Source organism: Psychroserpens jangbogonensis, assembly GCF_000797465.1.
Taxonomy (GTDB): Bacteria; Bacteroidota; Bacteroidia; order Flavobacteriales; family Flavobacteriaceae; genus Psychroserpens; species Psychroserpens jangbogonensis.
On record NZ_JSWG01000006.1, the window covers coordinates 153,013 to 176,784 of the forward strand.

Consider the following 23,772-nt stretch of genomic DNA (forward strand, 5'->3'; position numbering starts at 1 on the left):
TTGTAAAACAAATCGGATTATTATATCTTTGCAATAACAAAAAAAAACCACATGTTCGAATTTGACCAATATTTAGGATTTTTAGCGTTTCTAGCCATTTTAACTTTAGGTTTTTGGTTAATGATTTTTTTAATCACATTTGTAGTTCCTTATTGGATTGGCGGATCGTTGATTGAACGCTTAAAAGAGATTAAAGAAGAAAAGAAAGCTAAACGTGCTGCTAATAGTTAATCGTTAAGTTTATATTCATATAAAAAAAGGAAACCATAATTGGTTTCCTTTTTTATTTATTGTAATTGAAGAATCGTCTCGTTATCCTTCAAAATCAAAGTTATCTCCATTTCCTCTTCCTGATCGTTCACGTTTTTTCTGTTGGTTAAAACGATAAGTAAACGATAAATTAAATGTACGCTCTCTCCATTGAAACTCACTATAAGAATTAAAACTCGAAGTTTCAGTTTCACTCTTTCGTTTTCTAGAATTGAATACATCACTTACATTAATTGCAATTGAAGCACGATCTTTAAACAAATCTTTACTAAATGCTAGATTTGCAGAGAAAATCCCTTCGCTTTTATTTTGCGCATCTTCTCTTGGACCTCTATAGTTTAAACGCGTTTGCCAATCAATATTACCAGGAAGTGTGTATTTATTATTTAAACGCACAAACCAACTTAAGTTTTCCGCTCCAAAATCAGTATCACCAAATGTACCTTCTGTAACCGATTGGAAGATATTAAAGTTACCGTTGATATTCCATTTCTTGGTTGGTCTATAGGTTAGTGTAAACTCGAATCCATAACGATCGTTAGAAGCTAAATTTACAGGTGATCTTTGAATAATCTGGATTAAATCATAATCTTGGTCTAATTGAGCAAAATTTGGATCGTTAATATTAACGATTAGATTGGTTTCAAATATGAAGTAATCATCTGTACCAATATTGATAAAATTAAATGTATCAGTAGTGCGTTGGTAATATACTGATGTATTTAAAGATACTTTATTACTAAATCTTTTATAATACCCTAAATCAAATGTATTCGAAAAACTAGGATCTAAATCTGGATTCCCTTGAAATAAATTTGTTGCAGAACTACGAGACGGAAACGGGTTAATAAATCGTGAACGTGGTCTTCTTATTCTCCGGTTATAACCAAGTGTTACATTTTCATCTTCACCAAGTTCGTAGGCCAAATTTACAGTAGGGAAGAAGTTTACATAACTTTTTCTATCAAATTGATTAGTTGTTTCTTGGTCAATAGTTATTCTTGTGCCTTCCATTCGTAAACCAAGAAGATAACTAAACTTCGTTTTTATTTTACTACCAAACTGTGTGTAAAATCCATTTACGTATTCTCTATAAACCAAGTTATTGCTTAAACCTGTACTGCGTTCAAACAAACCAGTATTATTATCTCTAAACGATATTTCATAATCAGTGTCAAGCGTTAAAAAGCGACCTTGATAACCAAATTCAAACTGACTGACTTCTCCAACAGGCAGGACATAATCACTTTGTAAAAAAACACGATCTTGGCTTTCATCTGTTGTGACATCTTCGACATCAATACCATCTTGTTGAATTAATGATGCCTCTGTTTCTGTACTAGATTCATATTGAAAGTTGGCAGTAAAACGATGCTCTGAATCATCACCAAATTGCTTGTCAAAATTCACACTATACTGAATAGTTTTGTCGTCTTCAAATTCTGGGTCAAAACGATTTCTGAATGTTGTTGTATTTGAAGAATTCTCAAACTCTACAATTCTGTTTGTGCTTTCTTGTTCATTATTACTATCACGATATTGAATAGAAGTTGTCAAAGAAGCAGTATCATTAATATACCATTCTACACCCAAATTTGTACTAAGACCTTTTCGTTCGCGGTCAAACGTTCTTGTTTCTTCTAATCGATCACCTGAAGGTATAAACTCAGAATTTGAATACGCATTACCAGGAATCTCTCTGTAGTTATAACTCGTGGTATTGAAAAAATTAAAATCACCAGTTCTATAATTTATATTTCCTGAAATTCCTGCTTGTGTTGGATAACCTCCATTTACAGTTATTGCTCCATTAAGACCTTGAAGTTTACTTCGCCTTAATATAATGTTTAAAATACCTGCTGTGCCTTCAGCATCATACCTAGCCGAAGGAGAAGTAATTACTTCAACACGTTCTATTGCCTCTGCTGGTAACTGACGTAAAGCTTCAGTGGAATTAAGTCCGACTAAACCAGATGGCTTGCCATTAATTAATATTCTTACGTTGTCGTTTCCTCGTAAAGCAACATTTCCTTCAACATCTACTGAAACAGAAGGGACATTATCTAAGACATCACTAACGGTTCCTCCTCGAACAGTTAAATCTTTACCTATGGTATATACTTTTTTATCCAGTTTTATCTCAGCTGTTGTTCGTTCAGCAATAATTTCTACTGTATCTAGAGCTTCAAGATTGAGAGATAAACCAACGGTTCCTAGGTCTATACTTTTGTCAAATAACTTATCAGAATAAGTTTTTGTCTTATAGGATAAGTATTCAATTTTAACATCGTAAATTCCAGAGGGAACTACAATTTCGAACTTACCGTCGAGATCTGTAATTCCACCAGTTACAACAGTGTTCGCTGTCTTGTTAATGAAAGAAATTGTAGCGTATTCTAATGGAAAGTTTTCCTCTGCATCAATGACTTTACCAGTAATAATAACTTCTTTTTGAGCAAAACTAATCGCAGTGATTAGTAATAAGAGTAGAGTCAATTTTAATTTCATAATTAAGTAATAATATTATATGCTACTTTAGATGTGTAAAAATAAAATTACTTGTGATTGTAAACGGTTAATCTTTTGTTAAACAAATAAAATAAAACCTTTACAAAGGCAAAGTATTGTTGTCGAATTAATTATCTTTTTTTCGATCATTCTTCTTTTTTTTCTTCTTTTTCTTATCCTTTTGATCTTTTTTCCAATCCCCTTTGATTTGATTTAATATAAAATCAATTTGTTCTTGATCTAATATGGTTTTTATATCATTAAAATGTCTTTTATCAAGCTCAGTAACTAGATCTTCTTTTTCAAAGGCTCGTAGATCATACATATAAATTTTTGTGATTTCTACAAAGTACGATTCTATGGATAGTGTAATAATATGCTGTTTAAAATCATCTACTTTTAGAGCTTCTACTATATCGCTAATCAGTTGAGCTTTTATTTCTTTACTCTTTTTTTCATAGCGCTCTTTATCATATTTAATCTGCGCATCTGTTTGTGAGAAACCTTGTAAACTAAACATAAATGCCAAAGCAATCAGTATATATTTTTTACTAATCATAATATTGAATATCTTATTTATATCAATTAAATTATTTCAATTATCAAAGATGGAGGTCTACCAATCACGGCTTTTCCATTACTGACAACAATTGGTCGTTCAATAAGTTTTGGGTTTTTCACCATTGCTGATATGATATTATCATCTGTTAAATCTTTTCCCTTATAATCAGATTTCCAAATTGCTTCATTTTTTCTAACCAAGTCAATAGGCTTAATATTTAATAATGCTATTATCTCTTTTAGTTTTGCTTCGGAAATTAGTTCGTCAAGATATTTAATGACTTCAAAATCCTTGCCAGAATTTTCTAAAACTTGAAGTCCTTCTCTAGATTTACTGCAACGTGAATTGTGATAAATTGTAATCATAGTTTATAATTGGTTAGGATTTTCTTCTTTTTGTCCCATCATCATTAAGTAAGCTTTCAAAAATGGTTCCAAATCTCCATCCATAACGGCATCTACATTCCCAGTTTCATGGGCAGACCTTACATCTTTAACTAACTTATAAGGATGCATTACATAGTTACGGATTTGACTTCCCCATTCAATCTTCATTTTACCAGCTTCAATATCATCTCGTTGAGCCATTTGCTTTTGCAATTCTATTTCATATAACTGAGACTTCAGCATTTGCATAGCACGAGATCTATTATCATGTTGTGAACGTGTTTCTGAACATGAAATCTGAATTCCTGATGGCTTGTGAGTCAACTGAACTTTAGTTTCAACTTTGTTAACGTTTTGTCCACCAGCTCCACTTGATCTTGCTGTTGTAATTTCAATATCTGCAGGATTAATATCAATTTCTATAGTATCATCAACTAAAGGATATACATAAACAGACGCAAAACTAGTATGTCGTTTGGCATTACTATCAAAAGGTGAAATTCTAACTAATCGATGTACACCATTTTCTCCTTTAAGCCAACCAAAAGCATAATCGCCTTGAATTTCTAATGTCACCGTTTTTATTCCTGCAACGTCTCCTTCTTGAAAGTTGAGTTCTTTAACTTTAAATCCGCTCTTTTCAGCATACATTAAGTACATGCGCATCAGCATACTTGCCCAATCACAGGATTCAGTACCACCAGCTCCAGCAGTTATTTGAAGAACAGCGCTTAAACTATCACCTTCTTCAGATAACATATTTTTGAATTCAAGTTTTTCGATAAGAAGTAAAGCTTTTTGATACCTGCTTTCAACATTTTCTACAGTAGCTTCTTCCTCTTTGTAAAACTCGTATATAACTTCAAGATCTTCTAATAAGGTAATTCCTGATTTATAGTCTTCAACCCAACTTTTTTTCTCACGAAGCGATTTCATAACCAATTCTGCTTGCTTGGAATCGTTCCAGAAGTTTGGATCAAAAGTTTGTTCTTCTTCGTTAGAAATTTCTATTAATTTGGCATCTATGTCAAAGATAGTGCCTTAGTTTATCAAGGCGTGTATTAAGATCTTTAATTTGATCTGAAGTAATCATAGTGTGAAATTTTAAACGAAAATAAGATATAAATCATTCAGAAAAAACTAAAACTTAATTATGTTTCAAATGAAATATATGACGGAGCATTTAAATAATTATTTTGAACTTTATCAAGAATTTGATTGAATGATATATTCCCTTTAAAAAGGAACCAGTTTTCCTGTCTAATTATGTAAGGAGTAAAGCCCATTCTATAAAAACCTTTGAGACTCGATATGTTTTCTTCTTCAACAAAAGCAATAATCCTGTTAAGGTTTTTATACTGTTGTTGTTTTACTATTTGTGACATAGCATTAGACATGACGCGTAACCCTCTATAATCTGGATGCGTAAATATGCCTTCAATTATAGCTTCATTTTTATTTATTTCAGGAAAAACAGGACCGAAGTAATCTGTTATTTGTTGTTGGGCTTTATGCGTAAATAACCATTGTCTGTAGATTGTTACATTTTCTTTTGTAGTTGCAACATAACACTGTGGTATTTGCTCTTCTACCAATCTTGCATGTCTGTACTCTTCGTTAAGAGAATTGATATCAGTTGCTTCAAATGGTCTTATTCTGATATCAATATTTGAAATTGATTTACTAAGCTGATATGGTGTTGCCTCTAAGCCAATAAAAATGGTTTTTGAATATAAACGTTTGCAAAGTCCATCAAGAATTGGCTTTAAATTTCCATTTCTAACTAGCTTTACAACAATTTTTAATCTTTGGTATAGGGCTTTCAGTGTTTAAAATTTATGCAGACTTAAAACATTATTTAGACTGCAAGTTTCTAATTTATAAGACACGTTTTATTTCTCTTGGTCACAATTATCAATTCACATAAATTATGTAGTTTTATACACTAATTATTCAAAATGAAAAAACAACTATTCTACACCGTTTTATGTCTATTAGTTTCACCTGTATTCTCACAGGTATTAGACAATAAAGAACTTGAAAATTATAATGGGTTCTTTAAGTTTTATTATGAGGAAGCTCAGGATAAAATCTACTTAGAGGTTAAAGGTTTAAACAAAGAATTTCTATATGTAAACTCTCTTGCAACTGGAGTGGGTTCTAATGATATCGGTTTAGACAGAGGGCAATTGGGAAGAGAACGAATTGTAAAATTTGAAAAAGCCGGTAATAAGTTGTTATTAATTCAGCCAAATCAGAACTATCGAGCGATTACAGATAATGAACTTGAAAAGAAAAGTATTGAGCAGGCTTTTGCCAAATCAGTATTATTCGGATTTAAAATTGAAGGAGAAAATAACGGCACCTATATAATTGATTTGACTCCTTTTTTAATGGAAGATGCTCATGGTGTTGCTTCGGTTTTTAAGCGAAGTAAAGAGGGAAACTATAAATTAGATAAATCTAAAAGCGCTTTATCACTCGATCGAACAAAAGCTTTCCCTAAGAATGTAGAGTTTGAAGCTCTACTCACTTTTAAAGGACAGCCTATAGGAAAAAATATAAGAAGTGTGACTCCTACAGCCTCTTTAGTGAGTGTAATTCAACATCATAGTTTTATTGAATTACCAGATGCTGGTTATAAAATGAGAGAGTTTGACGTTAGAAGTGGAGCAATTTCAATGTCATATTTGGATTATGCAACACCAATTCAAGAGCCTATTAGAAAACGCTATATCATTCGCCATCGATTAGAAAAGAAAAATCCTAAGGCTGATTTAAGTGAAGCTAAAGAACCAATTATATATTATCTAGATCCAGGAACACCAGAACCTGTGCGTTCAGCACTTTTAGAAGGAGCTCGATGGTGGAATCAAGCTTATGAGACTATTGGTTTTAAAGATGCTTTCCAGGTGAAAATGTTACCTTCAGATGCTGATCCTATGGATTGTCGCTATAATGTGATTCAATGGGTGCATCGTTCTACTAGAGGATGGAGTTATGGCGGAAGTGTTATTGATCCTAGAACAGGAGAAATTATTAAAGGTCATGTAAGCTTAGGAAGTTTACGTATTCGTCAAGATTTTATGATAGCTCAAGCGTTATTAGACAAACCATTTGCTGAACGTGATGACAATTATCAACCTATGTTAGATATGGCTTTGGGTAGAATTCGTCAGTTAAGCGCTCACGAAGTTGGTCATACCATTGGTTTTGCTCATAATTTTGCTGCAAGTACAAAAGGTAGAGCTTCAGTTATGGATTATCCACATCCATCAGTAAAATTGACCAACGGAAACATTGATTTAAGTGATGCTTATGCTGTTGGTATTGGTAATTGGGATAAAGTTACTGTCGCTTATAGTTATATTGAATTTGATAATAGTAAAAATGAAAAGGAAGCTTTAAATAAAATTTTAAAGGATGCCGATTCTAATGGCTTACAATTTATCTCAGATAGTGATGCTAGAGCTAAAGGAGGAGCACACGCATTTGCTCATCTTTGGGATAATGGTAAATCTGCTTCAGAAGAATTAAACAATGTTTTAGCTGTAAGACAAAAAGCCATTTCAAATTTTTCTAAAGATAATATACGTGATGGTCAACCATATTCAGTTTTAGAAGATGTGTTTGTACCTCTTTATTTCTTTCATAGATTCCAAACAGAAGCAGCTGTCAAGGTTGTTGGTGGCTTAGATTATAATTATGCTGTGAAAGGTGACGGTCAAACCATTGTAAAAGTAGTAGATGCTAAATTACAAAGGGATGCCTTAGATGCAATTTTAAAAACGTTATCATCTGATGCATTAGCCATTCCAAAAGATAAACTTGAGTTATTTCCTCCAAGAGCTTTTGGGTATGGCAGAAGTCGTGAATCATTTTCAAGTCAAACAGGCGTAGCATTTGATCCAATGAGTGCAGCTGCAACAGCTAGTGATATGACATTAGGTTTATTATTGCATCCTCAACGTGCAAATAGAATGATTCAGCAAATGAGTTTAGATGCTAACCAATTATCTTTAGATGATATGCTGCAACAAGTTATAAATGGCTCTTTCGGAAAAACATATAGTGATCCTTACAAAAGCGAAGTACAGCAACTAATTAATGAACGTGTTCTTATTCATTTAATGAATTTAGCTTCTAATAACAAATCACTATTGCAAGTAAAGGTAAAAGCTAACAATGCTATCAATTCTTTATTTAATACTGATAAAAGACAATCAACTCCATATAGTTCACATTACATAATGATGATAAATGAATTTAGAGAGCATCCAGAAAAATTTAAAATTGAAGTCACACCAAAAATCCCAGATGGATCTCCAATTGGAAGTGATTTATGTAATTACAATTCTAACTAGACTATGATTATAGATTTAAGAAGTGATACGGTAACCAAACCAACTAAAGGTATGTTAGACGCTATGATGTCTGCCGAAGTTGGTGATGATGTTTATAAAGAAGATCCTTCAGTTAATGCTCTAGAAAAGCGTTTAGCTGATATGTTTGGTAAAGATCAAGCTTTGTTTTTCCCAACAGGAAGTATGGCAAATCAAACAGCTTTGAAGTTGCATACTAATCCAGGCGAGCAAGTGATTTGTGATAAATATTCACATATTTATAACTATGAAGGAGGAGGAGCTTCTTTCAATAGTGGAATTTCTTGTAAACTTATTGATGGTAATCGTGGTATGTTTACGGCTTCTCAGGTAGAAGCGTCTATTAATCCTCCAGATTTTTATCATAGTCCACTAACAACATTGGTTGAAGTTGAAAACACAACTAATAAAGGAGGAGGAGCTTGTTGGGATTTTGAAGAACTAAAGCGAATTAGAAAAGTTTGTGATACACATAATTTAGGATATCACTTAGATGGTGCTCGACTATGGAATGCACTTGCAACAACCAAGGAAAAAGCAAAAGACTACGGACAATTATTTGATACGATATCAGTTTGTTTTAGTAAAGGATTAGGTTGCCCAATTGGTTCAGTTTTAATTGGAGATAAGGATTTAATGCAAGGCGCTATTCGTGTTCGTAAAATACTGGGTGGAGGTATGCGACAAGTTGGTTATTTGGCTGCAGCTGGATTGTATGCATTAGATCATCACTTAGACAGATTATCTGAAGATCATAAAAAAGCTAAAGAAATTGGTGCAGTTTTAGAAGACCTATCAATAATAGCAAAAGTAGAACCTATAGAAACCAACATTGTTATTTTTGAATTGGAACCTCATGTTGATGAAAGCGAATTCCTAAAACAATTATCAGATAAAGACATTCACATTATAGGAATGGGAAGTAATAAACTTCGAATGGTCACTCATTTAGATTATACAGATGCCATGCACAAACACCTTCTAGATATTTTGAATGAGTTTTAGTAGACAAGCGAAGTATTTGAAAATTATTTAACCTTATCCCAAACCAGGAATATTAGGCATTCCAGCCTTTGCTACTGCAGCAACTTCAGTTTCATGAACCGTTGTTGCACGTTCAATAGCTTTGTTTAAGGTGAGAATAAGATAATCCTCTAACATGTCCTTATCTTGAAGCAATTCGTCATCAATGGCAATTGATTTTATAGTTCGATTAGCTGTAATAGTAACTTTTAGCTTGTTATCACTACTATTCTCGTCAATTAAAACACTGTGAAGGCGCTCTTTAGTTTCTTCAACTTTCTTCTGGGTCTCTTTAAGTTTACCCATCATTCCCATCATATCTCCAAACATATTGTTAAGTTTTAAATTATAAGTTGCAAAATTAGTAAATTGCCAGACTTTTAAAAAGAAAAATGAAGACGACTATCGAAGTTCCTGTTGCAAGACAAATACCAAAAGAGCTAGAAATCCATAATGACCTTAGAATTGACAACTATTTTTGGTTAAATCAACGTGAGGATCAAAATGTATTAGATTATTTAAAAGCTGAAAATGATTTCTATGAGCAAGAAACAGCGCATACTAAAGATTTTGAAAAGCAGCTTTTTGATGAAATGAAAGCTAGAATTAAAGAAGATGATTCTTCCGTTCCCTACAAATACAATGGTTACTGGTATTTAGTCCGCTACGAGAAGGGTAAAGATTATCCAATATATATACGTAAAAAAGAAAGCCTAGAAGCCAAAGAAGAATTAGTATTTGATTGTAATGAAATGGCCAAAGGTCATGGATATTTCAGATTAGTAGGATTAAGTGTAAGTCCTGACAATACTATGATTTCATTTGGTGTAGATACGGTTGGAAGACGTCAATATAATCTTCAAGTAAAAAGTTTAATTACAAATGAAGTGTTTTCAGATGTTATTGAAAACACTACAGGTTCTTCAACTTGGGCAAATGACAATTGTACAATTTTTTACTCGAAAAAAGACGAGCAGACCCTTCGAGCAAATGAAATCTATAAACATAAAATTGGTGATCCTGAAGAAGAAGATGTAGTTGTATTCACTGAGGATGATGATACATTTGGAGTAGCTGTTTACAAATCTAAGTCTAGGAAATATATCATTATCGCTTGTTATAGCACACTTACTAATGAATTTCATATCCTTGATGCTAATACACCAGATAATGAATTTAAAGTCTTTCAAAAGCGAATTAGAGGCTTAGAATATAGCATTTCTCACTTTGAGAATCATTTTTATGTAGTTACCAATAAAGATGAAGCGACCAACTTTAAGCTCATGAAAACATCTGAAGAAACTACTAAAGTCGATAATTGGACTGAAGTGATAGCTCATAGAAAAGATGTACTTATTGAAGATATTGATATTTTCAAAGATTACCTTGTAGTAAGCGAGCGCACTAATGGCTTGAATCATATCAGAATCATGCGATGGGATAAAACGGAAGATTATTATTTGCCATTTGATAACGAAACATATACAGCCAATGTTGGAACAAACGTCGATTTTGACACTGAAACCTTAAGGTATGCATATAATTCATTGACAAATCCATCTTCTGTAATCGATTTCAATATGCGAACTAAAGCAAAAGAAATCAAAAAAGAGCAAGAGGTTTTAGGTCCTAATTTTGATAAAGACAACTATACTTCTGAACGAATTTGGGCTACTGCTAAAGATGGAACTAAAATTCCAATGTCAGTGGTTAGAAGAAAAGACACAAAGTTAGATGGCAATGCACCTATATTACAATATGCTTACGGAAGTTATGGTTCTACAATAGATCCATATTTTTCAACAATACGATTGAGTTTATTAGATAGAGGTTTTATACATGTTATAACGCATGTTAGAGGAGGAGAATACTTAGGCAGACAATGGTATGAGGATGGAAAACTTCTTAAAAAGAAAAATACATTTACCGATTTTATAGATTGCTCAAAACATTTGATAACTGAAGGCTATACATCTAAATCACATTTGTATGCCATGGGAGGAAGCGCAGGAGGTTTGTTAATGGGAGTAATCGTCAATGAAGCACCTGAACTTTATAATGGCATTATTGCCGCTGTACCTTTCGTTGATGTTGTAACTACTATGTTAGATGATACGATTCCATTAACAACAGGTGAGTATGATGAATGGGGAAATCCAAATAAAAGCGAATACTACAACTACATCAAGAGCTATTCACCTTACGACAATTTAAAAAAGCAAAATTTTCCAAATCTATTGGTTACCACGGCTTTACATGATTCACAAGTACAGTATTGGGAGCCAGCAAAGTGGGTTTCTAAGCTCAGAACTTATAAACAAGATACTAACAAATTATATCTTGTCACCAACATGGAAGCTGGTCATGGCGGAGCTTCCGGACGATTTGAGGCATTAAAAGAAGATGCTCAAGAATATGCCTTTTTACTAGACTTAGAAGGAATTACTAGTTAGTTTCAAAAAAAATAGTAGTTTTGCAAGGTTTTATGTTTCAATTCTAAATGAAATTGAAACTGATAAATAGCATTTATGAAACAAGACAAACATGTATTTGATAATGTTTTACAATTAATTGGTAAAACACCGCTTATCAAATTAAACAAAATGACTAAAGGCTTTGAAGGTGATTTCTTCGCAAAAGTAGAAGCTTTTAATCCAGGTCATTCGTCAAAAGACAGAATTGCACTTCATATTATAGAAGAAGCCGAAAGACAAGGCATTTTATCTCCTGGTGATACAATTATTGAAACAACTTCTGGTAATACAGGTTTTAGTATTGCAATGGTTAGTATCATTAAAGGATATGAATGTATCTTAGCTGTAAGTTCTAAATCTTCAGCAGATAAGATCGATATGCTAAAATCTATGGGAGCACAAGTTTATGTGTGTCCAGCTAATGTTAGTGCAGACGATCCACGCTCATACTACCAAGTAGCTAAGCGTTTACATAATGAAATTAAAGGTTCTATTTATATCAATCAATATTTTAATCAATTAAATATTGATGCACACTATAATTCTACTGGTCCAGAAATCTGGAATCAAACAGAAGGAGAAATTACGCATTTAATTGCTTGTAGTGGAACTGGCGGAACTATTTCAGGAATTTCTAAATACTTAAAAGAACAAAATCCTAATGTCAAAGTAATTGGTGTTGATGCTTTTGGTTCTGTATTGAAGAAATATCATGAAACACGTGAGTTTGATGAAAAGGAAATATATCCATATAGAATAGAAGGATTAGGTAAAAACTTAATTCCTACTGCAACAGACTTCGATTTAATTGACAAATTCATCAAAGTAACGGATGAAGAAAGTGCACATACAGCACGTGAAATCTCAAGAAGTGAAGGATTATTTGTAGGTTATACAAGTGGAGCAGCAATGCAAGCTCTAAAGCAACTTAACGAAGAAGGAGAGTTCAAAAAAGGAGATAACGTAGTTGTTATATTTCCAGATCATGGATCACGTTACATGAGTAAAGTTTATAGTGATAAATGGATGGGAGAACAAGGTTTCTTTGATAGTAAAACTGAAGTTGCTGAAAGTATTCAGTATATAAAATAAAATTATTTATTAAGTATAGAGTCCTATTACATTTAATTGTGATAGGATTTTATGCATATAGGGCTTATAAACATTGGTCTTAAAAATATTATGCAGTCATAATATAATTGACTAATTTTGCTCCAACTAATTAGACTAAAATTAATAGCTTTAAATGAAGGATTTATTTGAAAAGATTTATAAAGATAAAGGACCGTTAGGAAAATGGGCTTCGCATGCCGAAGGTTATTTCGTTTTTCCTAAGCTAGAAGGTAAAATATCTAATAGAATGAAGTTTCAAGGTAAAGACGTAATTACTTGGAGTATTAACGATTATCTTGGTCTTGCTAACCATCCTGAGGTTAGAAAGGTCGATGCGGAAGCTGCTGCTGAATATGGCTCAGCTTACCCAATGGGAGCACGAATGATGTCTGGTCATACAGATCTTCATGAACAACTACAAATTGAGCTTGCTGAATTTGTAAATAAAGAAGCATCATATTTATTAAATTTTGGTTACCAAGGAATGGTTTCTACCATTGATGCTTTGGTTTCAAAAGATGACATTATTGTTTATGATGTTGATGCTCATGCTTGTATTATTGATGGTGTACGTTTACATATGGGAAAACGTTTCACTTACAAACATAATGATGTTGAAAGTCTTGAAAAAAACTTAGAAAGAGCCACTAAAATGGCTGAGCAAACTGGAGGAGGAATTTTAGTGATTTCTGAAGGTGTGTTTGGAATGCGTGGTGAACAAGGTCGTTTAAAAGAAATTGTTGAACTTAAAAAGAGGTTTAATTTTAGATTTTTTGTTGATGATGCACATGGTTTTGGAACTTTAGGAAAGACTGGCGCAGGTGCTGGTGAAGAACAAGGTGTACAAGATGATATTGATGTATATTTCGCTACGTTTGCTAAATCTATGGCAAGCACAGGAGCGTTTATTGCTGCTGATCAAGAAATTATAGATTACTTAAAATATAACTTACGTTCACAAATGTTTGCAAAATCACTTCAAATGCAACTTGTAGTTGGAGCTCGTAAACGTTTGCAGATGTTAAAAACAATGCCAGAGTTAAAAGAGAACCTTTGGACAATTGTGGATGCATTGCAATCTGGATTAAAAAAACGTGGATTTGATATTGGAACAACTCAAAGTTGTGTAACTCCAGTATATCTTAAAGGAAGTATTCCTGAAGCAATGGCATTAGTTCGTGATTTACGTGAAAACTACGGTGTTTTCTGTTCTATAGTTGTGTATCCTGTAATTCCAAAAGGTTTAATTCTTTTAAGAATGATACCTACGGCAACTCATACTATTGAAGATGTAAATGAAACTCTTGATGCTTTTGATGCGATTAGAGAACGCTTAGAAAATGGAACTTACAAACGTTTATCTGCTGCAGTAATTGCTGCAATGGGTGAATAAATAAAACAATATATTAGAATAAAAAAACCAATGAGAAATCATTGGTTTTTTTTGTATTTAATTCACTGACTTAAAGATGATTAACAACTCAAGTCTAAAGTTATAATTCATTAACAAAAGCAACTGAATGACAAGCAACTATCGCTGCAGTTTCTGTTCTTAAACGTGTCTCTCCTAATGTTATTGGCGTAAAACTAGATTGAATAGCTAATTCTATTTCTTTACTACTAAAATCTCCTTCAGGTCCAATTAGAATAGTAATCTCTGTATTGGCACTTAATTCGTGTTTGAGAGATTTTCTGTTTGTTTCTTCACAATGTGCAATAAACAATGCTCCTTCATGATTTTGAGCAATAAAGTCTTTATAATTGATAGCCTCATGAAGTTTCGGTAAATAGCAGTCTAAAGACTGTTTCATCGCAGAAAGAGTAATTTTCTCATAACGTTCTGCTTTTATAACGCGACGTTCACTATTATCGCAAATAATAGGAGTGATGCTGTCAATTCCAATTTCAGTAGCTTTTTCTAGAAACCATTCGTAGCGGTCATTCATTTTAGTAGGAGCAACCGCTAAATGCAAACTATATGTTCTTTTGGACTGAATTTCAGAATTTATGATCTTTGCTTTACAGTTTTTTTGATCTGCTGAAATGATTTCAGAAGTAAACAGAACACCTTTTCCATTAGTAATATGAAGTGTATCACCAAGAGATTTTCTCAAAACTCTTATGATGTGCTTACTTTCTTCTTTAGAAAATTGAATTTGGTCATTATCTTGAGATAATTCCGAATTATAAAATAGCTGCATTATTTAACAGGTTCAGTTACTTTAAGAACCTTTATTTCTTCAATATATTTTGTGTCCTCAGTTTTTAGAATTACATAATACCATTGTTGATCTGGAATATCAATAGTAAAAACATCATCAACTTCATGTGGACTGTCTAGCACTTGAGCTTCAAAATCTGGATGTAAATCTCCTTTCGTTATCCAACCTAAATCACCACCTCTTTTGGCATTAGTATCCATAGAGTAGTGTTTTGCTAAATCTTCAAAACGAAAACCACTATTGTATTTAGCCACAATGTTTTGTCTAAGGATATTTATCTCTTCCATAGATTTCTTCTTTCCATCAAAAAATATATAGCTGAGTTTTTGGTACGGAATCTCATTTTTGTCAACTACCTTATAATACGTTTTTGACATGTCAGTTTTATAAACCTTTTTTGAGCCTTTTCCCAATCGGAAAAGTTCTTCAGCGATTTTAGTGTGATGCTTTTCCTTATTAAAAGTGATAACTTTCCCTTTAAATGATTTGTTTTTTTTAACGAATATCTTGGCTTCATCAAGAGTTTGTACTGAATCTATTTCACTTTCAAAATCATTTTGAGAAAAGCACACTGTTGTAGTTACACATATAAGTAGTAATAGTATATTTTTAAGCATAGTTAAGTTGTTTATGTTAGTCAAATTTAAAGCGAAAGACAAATCATTAAACAGAAGTCAAATGAAGTTTTAAAGAATCGATTGTTTATAACTTAAAATTATAACTCTATTCTACCGTCAACCATAGTTAATTTACGGTCTGCCATATCTGCCAGTTCTTGATTATGAGTAACAATTATGAAGGTTTGGCCAAACTCATCTCTAAGTTTAAAAAAGAGGTTGTGAAGATTTTCAGCCGATTCGCTATCTAAATTACCAGAAGGTTCATCAGCAAAAATGAGTTCAGGATCATTAATAAGAGCTCGGGCCACAGCTACACGTTGTTGTTCTCCACCTGAAAGTTCATTTGGCTTGTGATGATAACGATCTGTGAGACCAAGAAAATCTAAAAGCTCTTTTGCTCGCTTTTCGGCTTCGGACTGATTCTTCCCATTTATGAATGCTGGAATACATACATTTTCTAAAGCTGTAAATTCTGGTAGTAACTGGTGGAATTGAAAAATAAACCCAATATGGTCATTTCTAAACTTGGCTAGTGACTTGTCATTGAGTTTAGAAACATCAGTATTATTTATTAATAATGCATCATCAGTCTTGTGATCTATTTTATCTAAGGTTCCTAGAATTTGTAAGAGTGTTGTTTTTCCTGCACCAGAAGCTCCAACAATTGAGACGATTTCTCCCTTTTTAATTTCGAGATTAACACCTTTTAGAACGTGAAGATCACCATAATATTTATGAATGTTTTTTACCTGAATCATTTGCTTTTGATAGAGGTTAAAAGTAATACTTTATGATGTCATGTACAATTAAGAATCCGTTTTGTTTTTATTTCCAAACATCCGTTTTGCATCATTATAATCTAGGAAATATTGCAAGCGAAGTGAAAATGTGTTTTGCATTGGTTGATCAAAAAGCGTATTTAAACTATCGCTATATGACTCTGTTGACTGCTCATCAATATTGAATAATTGATTTCTATATAAAGCTGTTAAAAAACTGCCAGGAGCGAATTGCCAAGAATAGCTTAAATCTATATTCCATGTGCTAAAATTAATATCAGGATCTCCACCTATATTATCTTTATTGAAACCTGAATCAGTAGTCAATTCTCCATTATCAAGAAGCGTATACATATCATAGTTATATCTTACAGTGTCCCAGTAGTGTCTAAAAGTTAATGATAATACATTAAAAGGGTCGAAAGTATAGTTAGCCGAAATACTATTAGTAACTGTTTGTCTCTGACGTTCTCCAAAGATTGGTTCTCCATCAACTTCAGTAGCATAACCTCTATCTCCATTTCTATGTCTGAAGTTGATTCTATAAACCATTAGAAAATTGTCATTAAATCGAACTCTAGGGCTTATATTAAAATCGTAAGTAAAGAATTCTCTATCATCGTCAAATAAGGTCCCAATGTTTCCTCTTAAATCCAATGCAAATACTTTATTATAGTTTGTTGAAAACCATCCACCAGTGCCAACAAAGTTTTCAAATATGAATGCTCTTCCATCTCTAGATTCAAAATAATCATATTGTTTACCAGGTTCAATATTCAGTCTTAACCCATAGGCGTTAAGACTTATGGTACTTGCTCTATAATTAGCACCAAAATTCATTCCTGTGAATACACCAGGATTAGCAAGCATTCTGTAATTTATATAAGCATTAATTCTATAGCTATTTAGCTTTCCTTTTGGTTCAAAAGTTTGATAGGAAGCGTCGGCTCCAAAATTATTGAAGTTATTTCTAAACTGTAGACCTAAGTCATTAATTTCATATTTAGTGTCTGCAAAACGATGATCAAAACTATATCTAAAATTACCTGCAACTTTACCGGCAAAAAGAAAAGAGCTAAATCCAGTCTCAGGATCTGCTAATTGGTAATTAACATGACTCATTTTAGCTTCAGAAACAACTCTAAATATATTTTTCTTATTAGTTAGGTCAGCTCTAAGTGCTGTAACATTAGCATCTCTAAAGCTCCCTTCACGTAAAACATTAGTATTAATTAAGCTTACTGAAGAGTTAGTATTAAATTGTTTGTCTACAACCAAAACGTTATAATTTGTAAATGGCTCAATGACTTCTGATCTTGATTCTCCTGTATTGTTATTAGTAACTCTTGCATCCGTTTCTTCGGTAATTGCGTTGAATATTCCAATTCCCCAACCATCTTTGGTTCGACCAGAAATTTTTATTGCATTAAGAACTTTTACTTCATTTGGCGCATCAACCGATTCATTATCTGGGTCGTATTCTATTTCTCCACTTGGAGCTCCACCAATACGCCTCGAAAAAAATAAACCTCCTTTTGAAAATAAATCGACACCTTCTGTAAAAAATTGTCGTTGTTCAGAAAAGGTCTGTTCAAAAGGTCCTAAGTTTAAAACTACATTATCAAAGCCGGCTTGACTAAAATCAGGAACTAATGTCGCATCTAGAGTGAAATTTTCTGTAATCCCGTATTTCACATCCATTCCGAAAGTAATATCAGTTTCTGTGTCTCCATCAAATGAACTTACAATTCCTGTTGTAAACGGATAAAAACTTAATCGAGTAGGAGGTTTAATCCCATCTAGACCTTTGAGTTCTCCATTATAGATACCTATATATCCTTTAGTAATATCTACAGGATTCCAAGTGTATTGAGATCTGAACCTTCTAAAATGTCTATGAAATTGTAAACCCCAAGTTGGTTCTTCTTGATTATCAAATCGTAAGGTTCTATATGGAATTTTCATTTCTAAAGACCAACCATCATCATTAATTTTAACAGCGCTATCCCAAACTGCATTCCAACTAAAATCTTCACCAATACTGGGAGATGCTAAAGCATCCGCCTGAACACCAGAACTAAATACAAAAAATTGAGTATTGTTTTGAGCATCGTTATTAGGATTTAAAATAATAGCAAAGAAATCAGATTGCCCAAAGTTATCTCTGCTTGTAAGCTGTTTCATTATTTTTTCAGGATCATCATAAAGATAAGCCGCAACATAAATGGCTTGGTCATCATATGTTATTCTAACTTCAGTGCGCTCATTCTCTGGCAAAGCATTTCCCATCTCTGGCCTAAATTGAATAAAATCAGTAGCTACGCGAGCAGATTTCCATATATCATCATCCAAAACACCATCTATTTTTGGAGCTTTAGAAGTTCTTTCAATTTGTAGCTGTTTTTTTTCTTGTGAATTAGCGCAAAAGCATAATAATAAAAGTGAAAAAAGAATAAAGTGGAGTTTCATTCAAAAGCGATTGATATATAGTGTCAGATAAAAATTAACACTAAATAATGATTGATATAGTTAGGTGTACAAATCTACTTATGCAAGTTGCTGTATTTTCATAAGAGAACGTTAAAAATGATAGGGTTGTGTTAATCTTTTGGTAAGAAGAGATGTCTATTAGAGTTATAATTTTTACTTACTTTTAATGAAAATAACAGAACAATGCCTTATCAAAAATTTGAAGAATACAATATTAAAGTTACTGATGATGTCAAACAAAGATATGAAGATATTATAAAAGATTTGGGTGAAGACACAAATCGTGACGGACTATTAAAAACGCCTGAGAGAGCATCTAAAGCGATGCAGTTTTTAACTCAAGGTTATCATCAAGATGCTGCTGAAATTCTAAAAAGCGCCATGTTTAAAGAGTCCTACAGTGAAATGGTTATTGTTAAAGACATTGAGATTTATTCGCTTTGTGAGCATCATATTTTGCCTTTTTTCGGAAAAGCACACATAGCCTATATCCCAAATGGGCATATTGTTGGTTTGAGTAAAATACCAAGAATTGTAGATGTATTCGCAAGACGACTCCAAGTGCAAGAACGCTTAACTGACCAGATATTAAACTGCATCAATGATACGCTTAAACCTGAAGGCGTAGCAGTTGTGATAGAAGCTTCTCATATGTGCATGATGATGCGAGGAGTTCAGAAGCAAAACTCAAGAACTACAACGTCTGGATTTAGAGGTGCATTTAAAAATATTGAAACCAGAACAGAGTTTTTAAAACTGATAAGTGAAAATTTGTCGTAGTTGCTATTTTGGAATGCTATTTGCTTATTATTAAGTAAATTACAATTTATATGAATTTAGATACCTTATCAAAAAACAAAAAACTTATTCTAGGCTTAATCCTTGATGCAATAGGTATGATCCCACTAATCGACTTGGTTTGGGCACCAGCATCAGGATATCTAATGACAAAATTATACAAAGGGAAGAGTGGTAAAATTGCAGGTGTAATTACTTTTATAGAAGAAGCGCTTCCATTTTTAGATTTCATACCAACATTCACGCTTATGTGGTTATACACATTTGTGTTTTCTTCTGAAAAGGAATCTGATGAAACAATTATTGACATCAACTAGAGCATTATGTCAATTCGAGTGTAATTGACATGATAACGAAACTACACTCGAATTAACAAATTGTATTAAAGTGTATAATTCACTCCAAAACTAATATTACGTCCTATATTAAAAATACCAACTGGCTTCAAGCGAGAAAGATGATTTATATACTGTTCATCAGTGATATTATTTACTGCAATATTTATATCAAGATTGTTACCAAACATTTTGACAGTTCCTCCAAAACCAGCACTTAAAAGATTAAACCCTTCTGTTGTGGTTTCAAAATCACTTACATTGTTTTGGTCAAAAGTAGAACTGTATTTCACAAAGGCATAACCTTCTTTAAACCAATCCTTGTCAAATTCAACTCTTACAATATTATTCAAAGTGTTTGCAGGTATTAATGGTAAATAACTGTCATCATCTAATTGTCCAGTAACAGTTTCAAAACTTGTTTCTACATGCAACCAATCTAAAGGGTGAGGATGAAAATGAAATCCGAATTCTCCACCATATAATCGAGCATTGTTTTGTGAATAAAGGTAAACGGGATTGTCATCTATGAACTCTCCATTTGGATTTAAGAAAATAAAATCATTGATAACATTATAGAATGCATTGGCATAGATTTCTACATGTTCATTTTTGAATTCTAAAGCAAAATCAATTTGAAAATTCTGTTCATTATCCAAATCAATATTTCCAATTTCATAACGATTTGTACCTTCATGTGTGCCATCGGAAGCTAATTCTGATAAGTTTGGTGCCCTAAAACCGCTTGCTAAATTTAATCGTGCAGTGATTTTTTTAAACAGATTCGTTTTAATACCGAAAGCACCATTAAAGCTATTATATTCTCGATTAATTGAATTATTTACATCAATTTGTCTATTGTCAAAACGAGCTCCTAGTTGAATGTCTACAGTTTCAAAATGAACATGAGATGTTGCCAAAACGCCAAAATCATTAGTAATAGCATTCGGAATTAAGACCTCTTCTCCATAATTTGTATTCATCTGGTTCATTCCTTGAACGCCTACAATGGTCTCAAATCGACCTAGTTTTGGTAAATTATATCTGACATTATAATTAAAGGTTTTTAGTTTCATTTGGAGCGCTGGCTCTTCGTTTTCTTCTTCTTCCTCGTCGTGATCTTCATCCTCACCTTCATCTTCATGCTCTTCTTCATGATGATGATCTTCAAACTCTTTTCTATTATTATATGTGTAACCAAATGTAAAATCTAAACTTGAATTATTAAAAAACAAGGTTGATTTAGAACTAAAAATGTGATTTGTAATTTCTTGATTTGGCTCTAAGGGAGTTCTTGCAGTACTTTGTTCTCCTAATTCTTCTGGAAGACCAAGCTTTGCATTGTTAAGGTTATATCGGAATTCAGTTTTTAAATTATTTTTTTGATATCCTAAACCAGCCTTAAAGTCTTGCTCTCTAAACCTTGTATTCGTAACACGGTAATCTGGAGTTTCATAATCGGAATGTTCTGATATACTTCCTCTAAAAAGATATTTCAACTCTGATCCAGAAGATTTAAAGCCAGCACTAGAGTTATAACCCTGAGTATTTGTAAAATAAGTAGCTCGCAAATTCCCTTCAGATGAATTTTCATCTGCAAAGCGCTCAGGATTTAAGTATAAAACACCTCCAAGAGCGTCGCTGCCATAGAGCAGAGAAGCAGGTCCTTTGATTATTTCAACACTTTCTATTCCTGCTTCATTTATTCCCAATCCGTGTTCATCTCCATATTGCTGATTTTCTAATCGAACACCTTGAGTATAAACCAAAACTCGATTGGAGCTTAATCCTCTAATTACAGGCTTCCCAATACTCATTCCAGTGCTTACATTATTCACTCCTGCAATATTGGTGATGCCATCTATTAAATTAACAGCGCCTTGTTCTCGTAACTCTTTAACATCCTGACGCTCAACCTTCATTACGTTTTCACTTTGGAGCTTATGAAAAGGTGTAGAAATAATAATTTCTTCCATTTCAATTGCGGAAGGAGTTAATGTAATAATTAGTGTTTCAGATTGTGGAAAATTTATGGTTTGCGAAAACGTTTCATAGCCTATAAAAGAAACTATAATTTTATAGGTTCCATTAGGAATATTGTTTAACGTGAAATCGCCATCTTCATTTGTAACGGTTCCTTTTTCGAGTTCTGGAAGGTATACATTTACAAATACCAAAGACTCATTGTTGTTGGTTTCTGTTACTTTTCCTTGTAATGTGTTTTGTGACCATAAGGTTTGTATTGCTAGTGATAGCAACACAAAAACATAAGTTGTTTTCATTATATGTTGAAATTTAATAGTTAAAAATTTACTGATTATTAAGTTACATCAGTATTTGAATAAAATATTAACTATTAAAAGGAGGTCCACGAAGTGAAAAATGAAGTTTTTGAAATGAACTTAAAAATAAATACTTAGAAGCAATGACTTCTCGATTATCATTAACTTGAATTGGAATGAACTTAAGTACTGAAAACGTTGTTTGATGATTAATTTTAAACTTGTAAAAATCACAATCTGAATCAATTTCATGAAAGTGTGATTGGTTTTCACCTAAACAAACTTCATGTTCATGATCACTAAATGTGTGAGAGAATTTAACCACAGAAGGCAACACCAAACAAAGCACAATAAAAACTGTGGCTATTCTAAATGCGATATGTTGTTTATAATTATTCACTCTTTAATAAACTTACCTAATCCAAATCGTTTTAGCATTTTCTTTTCAAATTCCCAAAAGAACTTAAACTGACCAAAAAGCCAACCAAATGTTACTAAAAGGATTTGATAAAATATTAAACCAATGATAATAAATAATACCCAATAAAGAATTGGGTTTAAGTTTTCTTTAGTAATTCCTATCAGCTTCATTATTGGTCTTCCAACAAAAACAGATGATGAACCAGTAACAGCAAATACTATAAACACACGTATCATTTCCCATTTATAGTCTAATATCCATTTATGTTCTAACTTCTTAAAAAAGTATAAGGTTAATTTTAAGAGTATAAAAAATAGGAGTGAGGCCAGAGCAACTGAAAGAATTATGGGAAATGAGTCAGTAAGTCTAAAAGCGAGCTTATAAGCACTATAGCCTAAACCAACTAAGCCTAATAAAGGAAACAAGAGTTGCCAGTTTTGTTGAATTTCCCAACGTGATTTAAATTTTTCTAACATAGCTGTAAATTGCTATGCAAAGATACTTCAAATTCTAGGAACCATAGAAGATAATCTTTGGTTATAAGTAAGCTGAAAATAGATGAAGTAATTATATAATTTATAGTTTAAATCAAATCCGTAATTGATTCCAGGTCTATAATCAATTTGCAATTGATACAAGTCAGGACTGTATTTTATAGGTTGCAATACACGAGAATTCCATTGTTGAACCATAACCCAATTTCTAGATTCCATATAAGACTGTGAATAATATCCTTCTGGTTGTGCCCTTGAAGATAACCACGAATTAAATCCTGGTTCAATTATTATAATCTCATATTCTAAAGCGTCACTAGTGAGTCTTACGATATCCTCTTCAGGGATTTCAGCTTCTTGAGTTGAATCAGCAATACTTTGTGTAGTATTACAGCTAGTAACAACAAGAAGCATAATAAATAGTTTAAAAAAAGTCTTCATAGCGCATTTTAGTTTTAAAGTTACAAAATTCTTAAGATGTATTTGGTTCAAAAATAGGCTAAGTATAAAAATATTAAAATAGATAATGAGTAAACCATGCTTATGAATGAGTAAACTTTACATGAGGACATAAAAAAAGCCAGACATAGGTCTAGCTTTTAATATATGATAA

At 32.5% G+C, this 23,772-nt stretch carries 22 protein-coding genes; 8 read left to right on the plus strand and 14 right to left on the minus strand.

What is annotated here, in order from left to right:
* Positions 1–51 precede the first annotated feature (51 nt).
* Positions 52–231 carry a hypothetical protein gene (locus RH81_RS04120; RefSeq protein WP_033958125.1) on the plus strand — a complete coding sequence of 60 codons (180 nt, stop codon included), beginning with the start codon at positions 52–54 and terminating at the stop codon, positions 229–231.
* A gap of 81 nt (positions 232–312) precedes the next feature.
* Here the strand turns inward: RH81_RS04120 and RH81_RS04125 are convergent, their stop codons facing one another.
* The 5 genes from RH81_RS04125 to RH81_RS04145 all read right to left on the minus strand — a co-directional run bounded on the left by RH81_RS04125 (position 313) and on the right by RH81_RS04145 (position 5,321).
* A complete protein-coding gene (locus tag RH81_RS04125; protein ID WP_033958126.1) occupies positions 313–2,778 on the minus strand; it encodes a TonB-dependent receptor in 2,466 nt (821 codons plus the stop codon).
* A 127-nt stretch (positions 2,779–2,905) separates the two neighbouring features.
* Complete coding sequence (locus RH81_RS04130) at positions 2,906–3,337, minus strand: hypothetical protein (RefSeq protein ID WP_033958129.1); 432 nt, start codon at positions 3,335–3,337, stop codon at positions 2,906–2,908.
* A 26-nt stretch (positions 3,338–3,363) separates the two neighbouring features.
* Positions 3,364–3,705, minus strand: coding sequence for an arsenate reductase (glutaredoxin) (arsC, locus tag RH81_RS04135; protein WP_033958131.1), 342 nt, complete (start codon positions 3,703–3,705; stop codon positions 3,364–3,366).
* A gap of 3 nt (positions 3,706–3,708) precedes the next feature.
* Positions 3,709–4,819, minus strand: a protein-coding gene (gene prfB, locus RH81_RS04140; protein ID WP_152604781.1) for a peptide chain release factor 2 whose coding sequence is annotated in 2 segments (ribosomal slippage) — positions 3,709–4,755 and positions 4,757–4,819 — 1,110 coding nt in all. Because the reading frame shifts where the segments join, the coding sequence is not laid out codon by codon here.
* 58 nt (positions 4,820–4,877) lie between these two features.
* The gene (locus RH81_RS04145; RefSeq protein WP_033958133.1) at positions 4,878–5,321 is read right to left on the minus strand and encodes a GNAT family N-acetyltransferase; all 444 of its coding nucleotides are present in this window, start codon (positions 5,319–5,321) and stop codon (positions 4,878–4,880) included.
* Between the two features lie 363 nt (positions 5,322–5,684).
* Between RH81_RS04145 and RH81_RS04150 the strand changes: the two genes are divergently transcribed.
* Positions 5,685–8,090 (plus strand): zinc-dependent metalloprotease, encoded by a 2,406-nt coding sequence (locus RH81_RS04150; protein ID WP_033958136.1) that lies wholly within the window; start codon positions 5,685–5,687, stop codon positions 8,088–8,090.
* A gap of 3 nt (positions 8,091–8,093) precedes the next feature.
* Positions 8,094–9,113 carry a threonine aldolase family protein gene (locus RH81_RS04155; protein ID WP_033958139.1) on the plus strand — a complete coding sequence of 340 codons (1,020 nt, stop codon included), beginning with the start codon at positions 8,094–8,096 and terminating at the stop codon, positions 9,111–9,113.
* A gap of 33 nt (positions 9,114–9,146) precedes the next feature.
* On the opposite strand, the gene RH81_RS04160 is transcribed toward RH81_RS04155, so the two are convergent.
* Positions 9,147–9,461: a YbaB/EbfC family nucleoid-associated protein gene (locus RH81_RS04160; RefSeq protein ID WP_033958142.1), complete on the minus strand. Its 315-nt coding sequence runs from the start codon at positions 9,459–9,461 to the stop codon at positions 9,147–9,149.
* A 62-nt stretch (positions 9,462–9,523) separates the two neighbouring features.
* On the opposite strand from RH81_RS04160, the gene RH81_RS04165 reads away from it, so the two are divergent.
* From RH81_RS04165 to capB, 3 genes are all read left to right on the plus strand, one after another.
* A complete protein-coding gene (locus RH81_RS04165; protein ID WP_033958145.1) occupies positions 9,524–11,584 on the plus strand; it encodes a S9 family peptidase in 2,061 nt (686 codons plus the stop codon).
* A 75-nt stretch (positions 11,585–11,659) separates the two neighbouring features.
* The gene (gene capA / locus RH81_RS04170; protein ID WP_033958148.1) at positions 11,660–12,697 is read left to right on the plus strand and encodes a cysteate synthase; all 1,038 of its coding nucleotides are present in this window, start codon (positions 11,660–11,662) and stop codon (positions 12,695–12,697) included.
* Positions 12,698–12,851: 154 nt separating this feature from the next.
* Entirely contained in the window at positions 12,852–14,111 is a 1,260-nt protein-coding gene (capB, locus tag RH81_RS04175) for a cysteate-C-fatty acyltransferase (RefSeq protein ID WP_033958153.1), read from the plus strand.
* 100 nt (positions 14,112–14,211) lie between these two features.
* On the opposite strand, the gene RH81_RS04180 is transcribed toward capB, so the two are convergent.
* From RH81_RS04180 to RH81_RS04195, 4 genes are all read right to left on the minus strand, one after another.
* Complete coding sequence (locus RH81_RS04180; protein WP_033958160.1) at positions 14,212–14,919, minus strand: 16S rRNA (uracil(1498)-N(3))-methyltransferase; 708 nt, start codon at positions 14,917–14,919, stop codon at positions 14,212–14,214.
* Entirely contained in the window at positions 14,919–15,557 is a 639-nt protein-coding gene (locus RH81_RS04185; protein WP_033958163.1) for a peptidylprolyl isomerase, read from the minus strand. Before RH81_RS04185 ends, RH81_RS04180 begins: the two co-directional genes overlap by 1 nt.
* A gap of 98 nt (positions 15,558–15,655) precedes the next feature.
* Complete coding sequence (locus tag RH81_RS04190; RefSeq protein WP_033958165.1) at positions 15,656–16,318, minus strand: ABC transporter ATP-binding protein; 663 nt, start codon at positions 16,316–16,318, stop codon at positions 15,656–15,658.
* A 48-nt stretch (positions 16,319–16,366) separates the two neighbouring features.
* Positions 16,367–18,808: a DUF5916 domain-containing protein gene (locus RH81_RS04195; RefSeq protein WP_033958167.1), complete on the minus strand. Its 2,442-nt coding sequence runs from the start codon at positions 18,806–18,808 to the stop codon at positions 16,367–16,369.
* A 204-nt stretch (positions 18,809–19,012) separates the two neighbouring features.
* On the opposite strand from RH81_RS04195, the gene folE reads away from it, so the two are divergent.
* Positions 19,013–19,609 (plus strand): GTP cyclohydrolase I FolE, encoded by a 597-nt coding sequence (gene folE / locus RH81_RS04200; protein ID WP_033958169.1) that lies wholly within the window; start codon positions 19,013–19,015, stop codon positions 19,607–19,609.
* Between the two features lie 50 nt (positions 19,610–19,659).
* The gene (locus RH81_RS04205) at positions 19,660–19,944 is read left to right on the plus strand and encodes a hypothetical protein (protein WP_033958171.1); all 285 of its coding nucleotides are present in this window, start codon (positions 19,660–19,662) and stop codon (positions 19,942–19,944) included.
* 65 nt (positions 19,945–20,009) lie between these two features.
* Here the strand turns inward: RH81_RS04205 and RH81_RS04210 are convergent, their stop codons facing one another.
* The 4 genes from RH81_RS04210 to RH81_RS04225 form a co-directional block, all read right to left on the minus strand.
* On the minus strand, positions 20,010–22,244 hold the full coding sequence (locus tag RH81_RS04210) for a TonB-dependent receptor (protein ID WP_033958174.1): 2,235 nt from the start codon (positions 22,242–22,244) through the stop codon (positions 20,010–20,012).
* Positions 22,245–22,311: 67 nt separating this feature from the next.
* Positions 22,312–22,644 (minus strand): hypothetical protein, encoded by a 333-nt coding sequence (locus RH81_RS04215; RefSeq protein WP_033958177.1) that lies wholly within the window; start codon positions 22,642–22,644, stop codon positions 22,312–22,314.
* A complete protein-coding gene (locus tag RH81_RS04220) occupies positions 22,641–23,141 on the minus strand; it encodes a DUF6787 family protein (protein WP_033958178.1) in 501 nt (166 codons plus the stop codon). Before RH81_RS04220 ends, RH81_RS04215 begins: the two co-directional genes overlap by 4 nt.
* A gap of 27 nt (positions 23,142–23,168) precedes the next feature.
* A complete protein-coding gene (locus RH81_RS04225; protein ID WP_033958180.1) occupies positions 23,169–23,600 on the minus strand; it encodes a DUF6146 family protein in 432 nt (143 codons plus the stop codon).
* Positions 23,601–23,772 lie beyond the last annotated feature (172 nt).

What these genes read in the sequence shown, in the direction of transcription:
- RH81_RS04120 (WP_033958125.1), top strand. Translation starts at nt 52, where the DNA reads ATGTTCGAATTTGACCAATATTTAGGATTTTTAGCGTTTCTAGCCATT.
- RH81_RS04125 (WP_033958126.1), bottom strand. Translation starts at nt 2,778, where the DNA reads ATGAAATTAAAATTGACTCTACTCTTATTACTAATCACTGCGATTAGT.
- RH81_RS04130 (WP_033958129.1), bottom strand. Translation starts at nt 3,337, where the DNA reads ATGATTAGTAAAAAATATATACTGATTGCTTTGGCATTTATGTTTAGT.
- arsC (WP_033958131.1), bottom strand. Translation starts at nt 3,705, where the DNA reads ATGATTACAATTTATCACAATTCACGTTGCAGTAAATCTAGAGAAGGA.
- RH81_RS04150 (WP_033958136.1), top strand. Translation starts at nt 5,685, where the DNA reads ATGAAAAAACAACTATTCTACACCGTTTTATGTCTATTAGTTTCACCT.
- RH81_RS04155 (WP_033958139.1), top strand. Translation starts at nt 8,094, where the DNA reads ATGATTATAGATTTAAGAAGTGATACGGTAACCAAACCAACTAAAGGT.
- RH81_RS04160 (WP_033958142.1), bottom strand. Translation starts at nt 9,461, where the DNA reads ATGTTTGGAGATATGATGGGAATGATGGGTAAACTTAAAGAGACCCAG.
- RH81_RS04165 (WP_033958145.1), top strand. Translation starts at nt 9,524, where the DNA reads ATGAAGACGACTATCGAAGTTCCTGTTGCAAGACAAATACCAAAAGAG.
- capA (WP_033958148.1), top strand. Translation starts at nt 11,660, where the DNA reads ATGAAACAAGACAAACATGTATTTGATAATGTTTTACAATTAATTGGT.
- capB (WP_033958153.1), top strand. Translation starts at nt 12,852, where the DNA reads ATGAAGGATTTATTTGAAAAGATTTATAAAGATAAAGGACCGTTAGGA.
- RH81_RS04180 (WP_033958160.1), bottom strand. Translation starts at nt 14,919, where the DNA reads ATGCAGCTATTTTATAATTCGGAATTATCTCAAGATAATGACCAAATT.
- RH81_RS04185 (WP_033958163.1), bottom strand. Translation starts at nt 15,557, where the DNA reads ATGCTTAAAAATATACTATTACTACTTATATGTGTAACTACAACAGTG.
- RH81_RS04190 (WP_033958165.1), bottom strand. Translation starts at nt 16,318, where the DNA reads ATGATTCAGGTAAAAAACATTCATAAATATTATGGTGATCTTCACGTT.
- RH81_RS04195 (WP_033958167.1), bottom strand. Translation starts at nt 18,808, where the DNA reads ATGAAACTCCACTTTATTCTTTTTTCACTTTTATTATTATGCTTTTGC.
- folE (WP_033958169.1), top strand. Translation starts at nt 19,013, where the DNA reads ATGCCTTATCAAAAATTTGAAGAATACAATATTAAAGTTACTGATGAT.
- RH81_RS04205 (WP_033958171.1), top strand. Translation starts at nt 19,660, where the DNA reads ATGAATTTAGATACCTTATCAAAAAACAAAAAACTTATTCTAGGCTTA.
- RH81_RS04210 (WP_033958174.1), bottom strand. Translation starts at nt 22,244, where the DNA reads ATGAAAACAACTTATGTTTTTGTGTTGCTATCACTAGCAATACAAACC.
- RH81_RS04220 (WP_033958178.1), bottom strand. Translation starts at nt 23,141, where the DNA reads ATGTTAGAAAAATTTAAATCACGTTGGGAAATTCAACAAAACTGGCAA.
- RH81_RS04225 (WP_033958180.1), bottom strand. Translation starts at nt 23,600, where the DNA reads ATGAAGACTTTTTTTAAACTATTTATTATGCTTCTTGTTGTTACTAGC.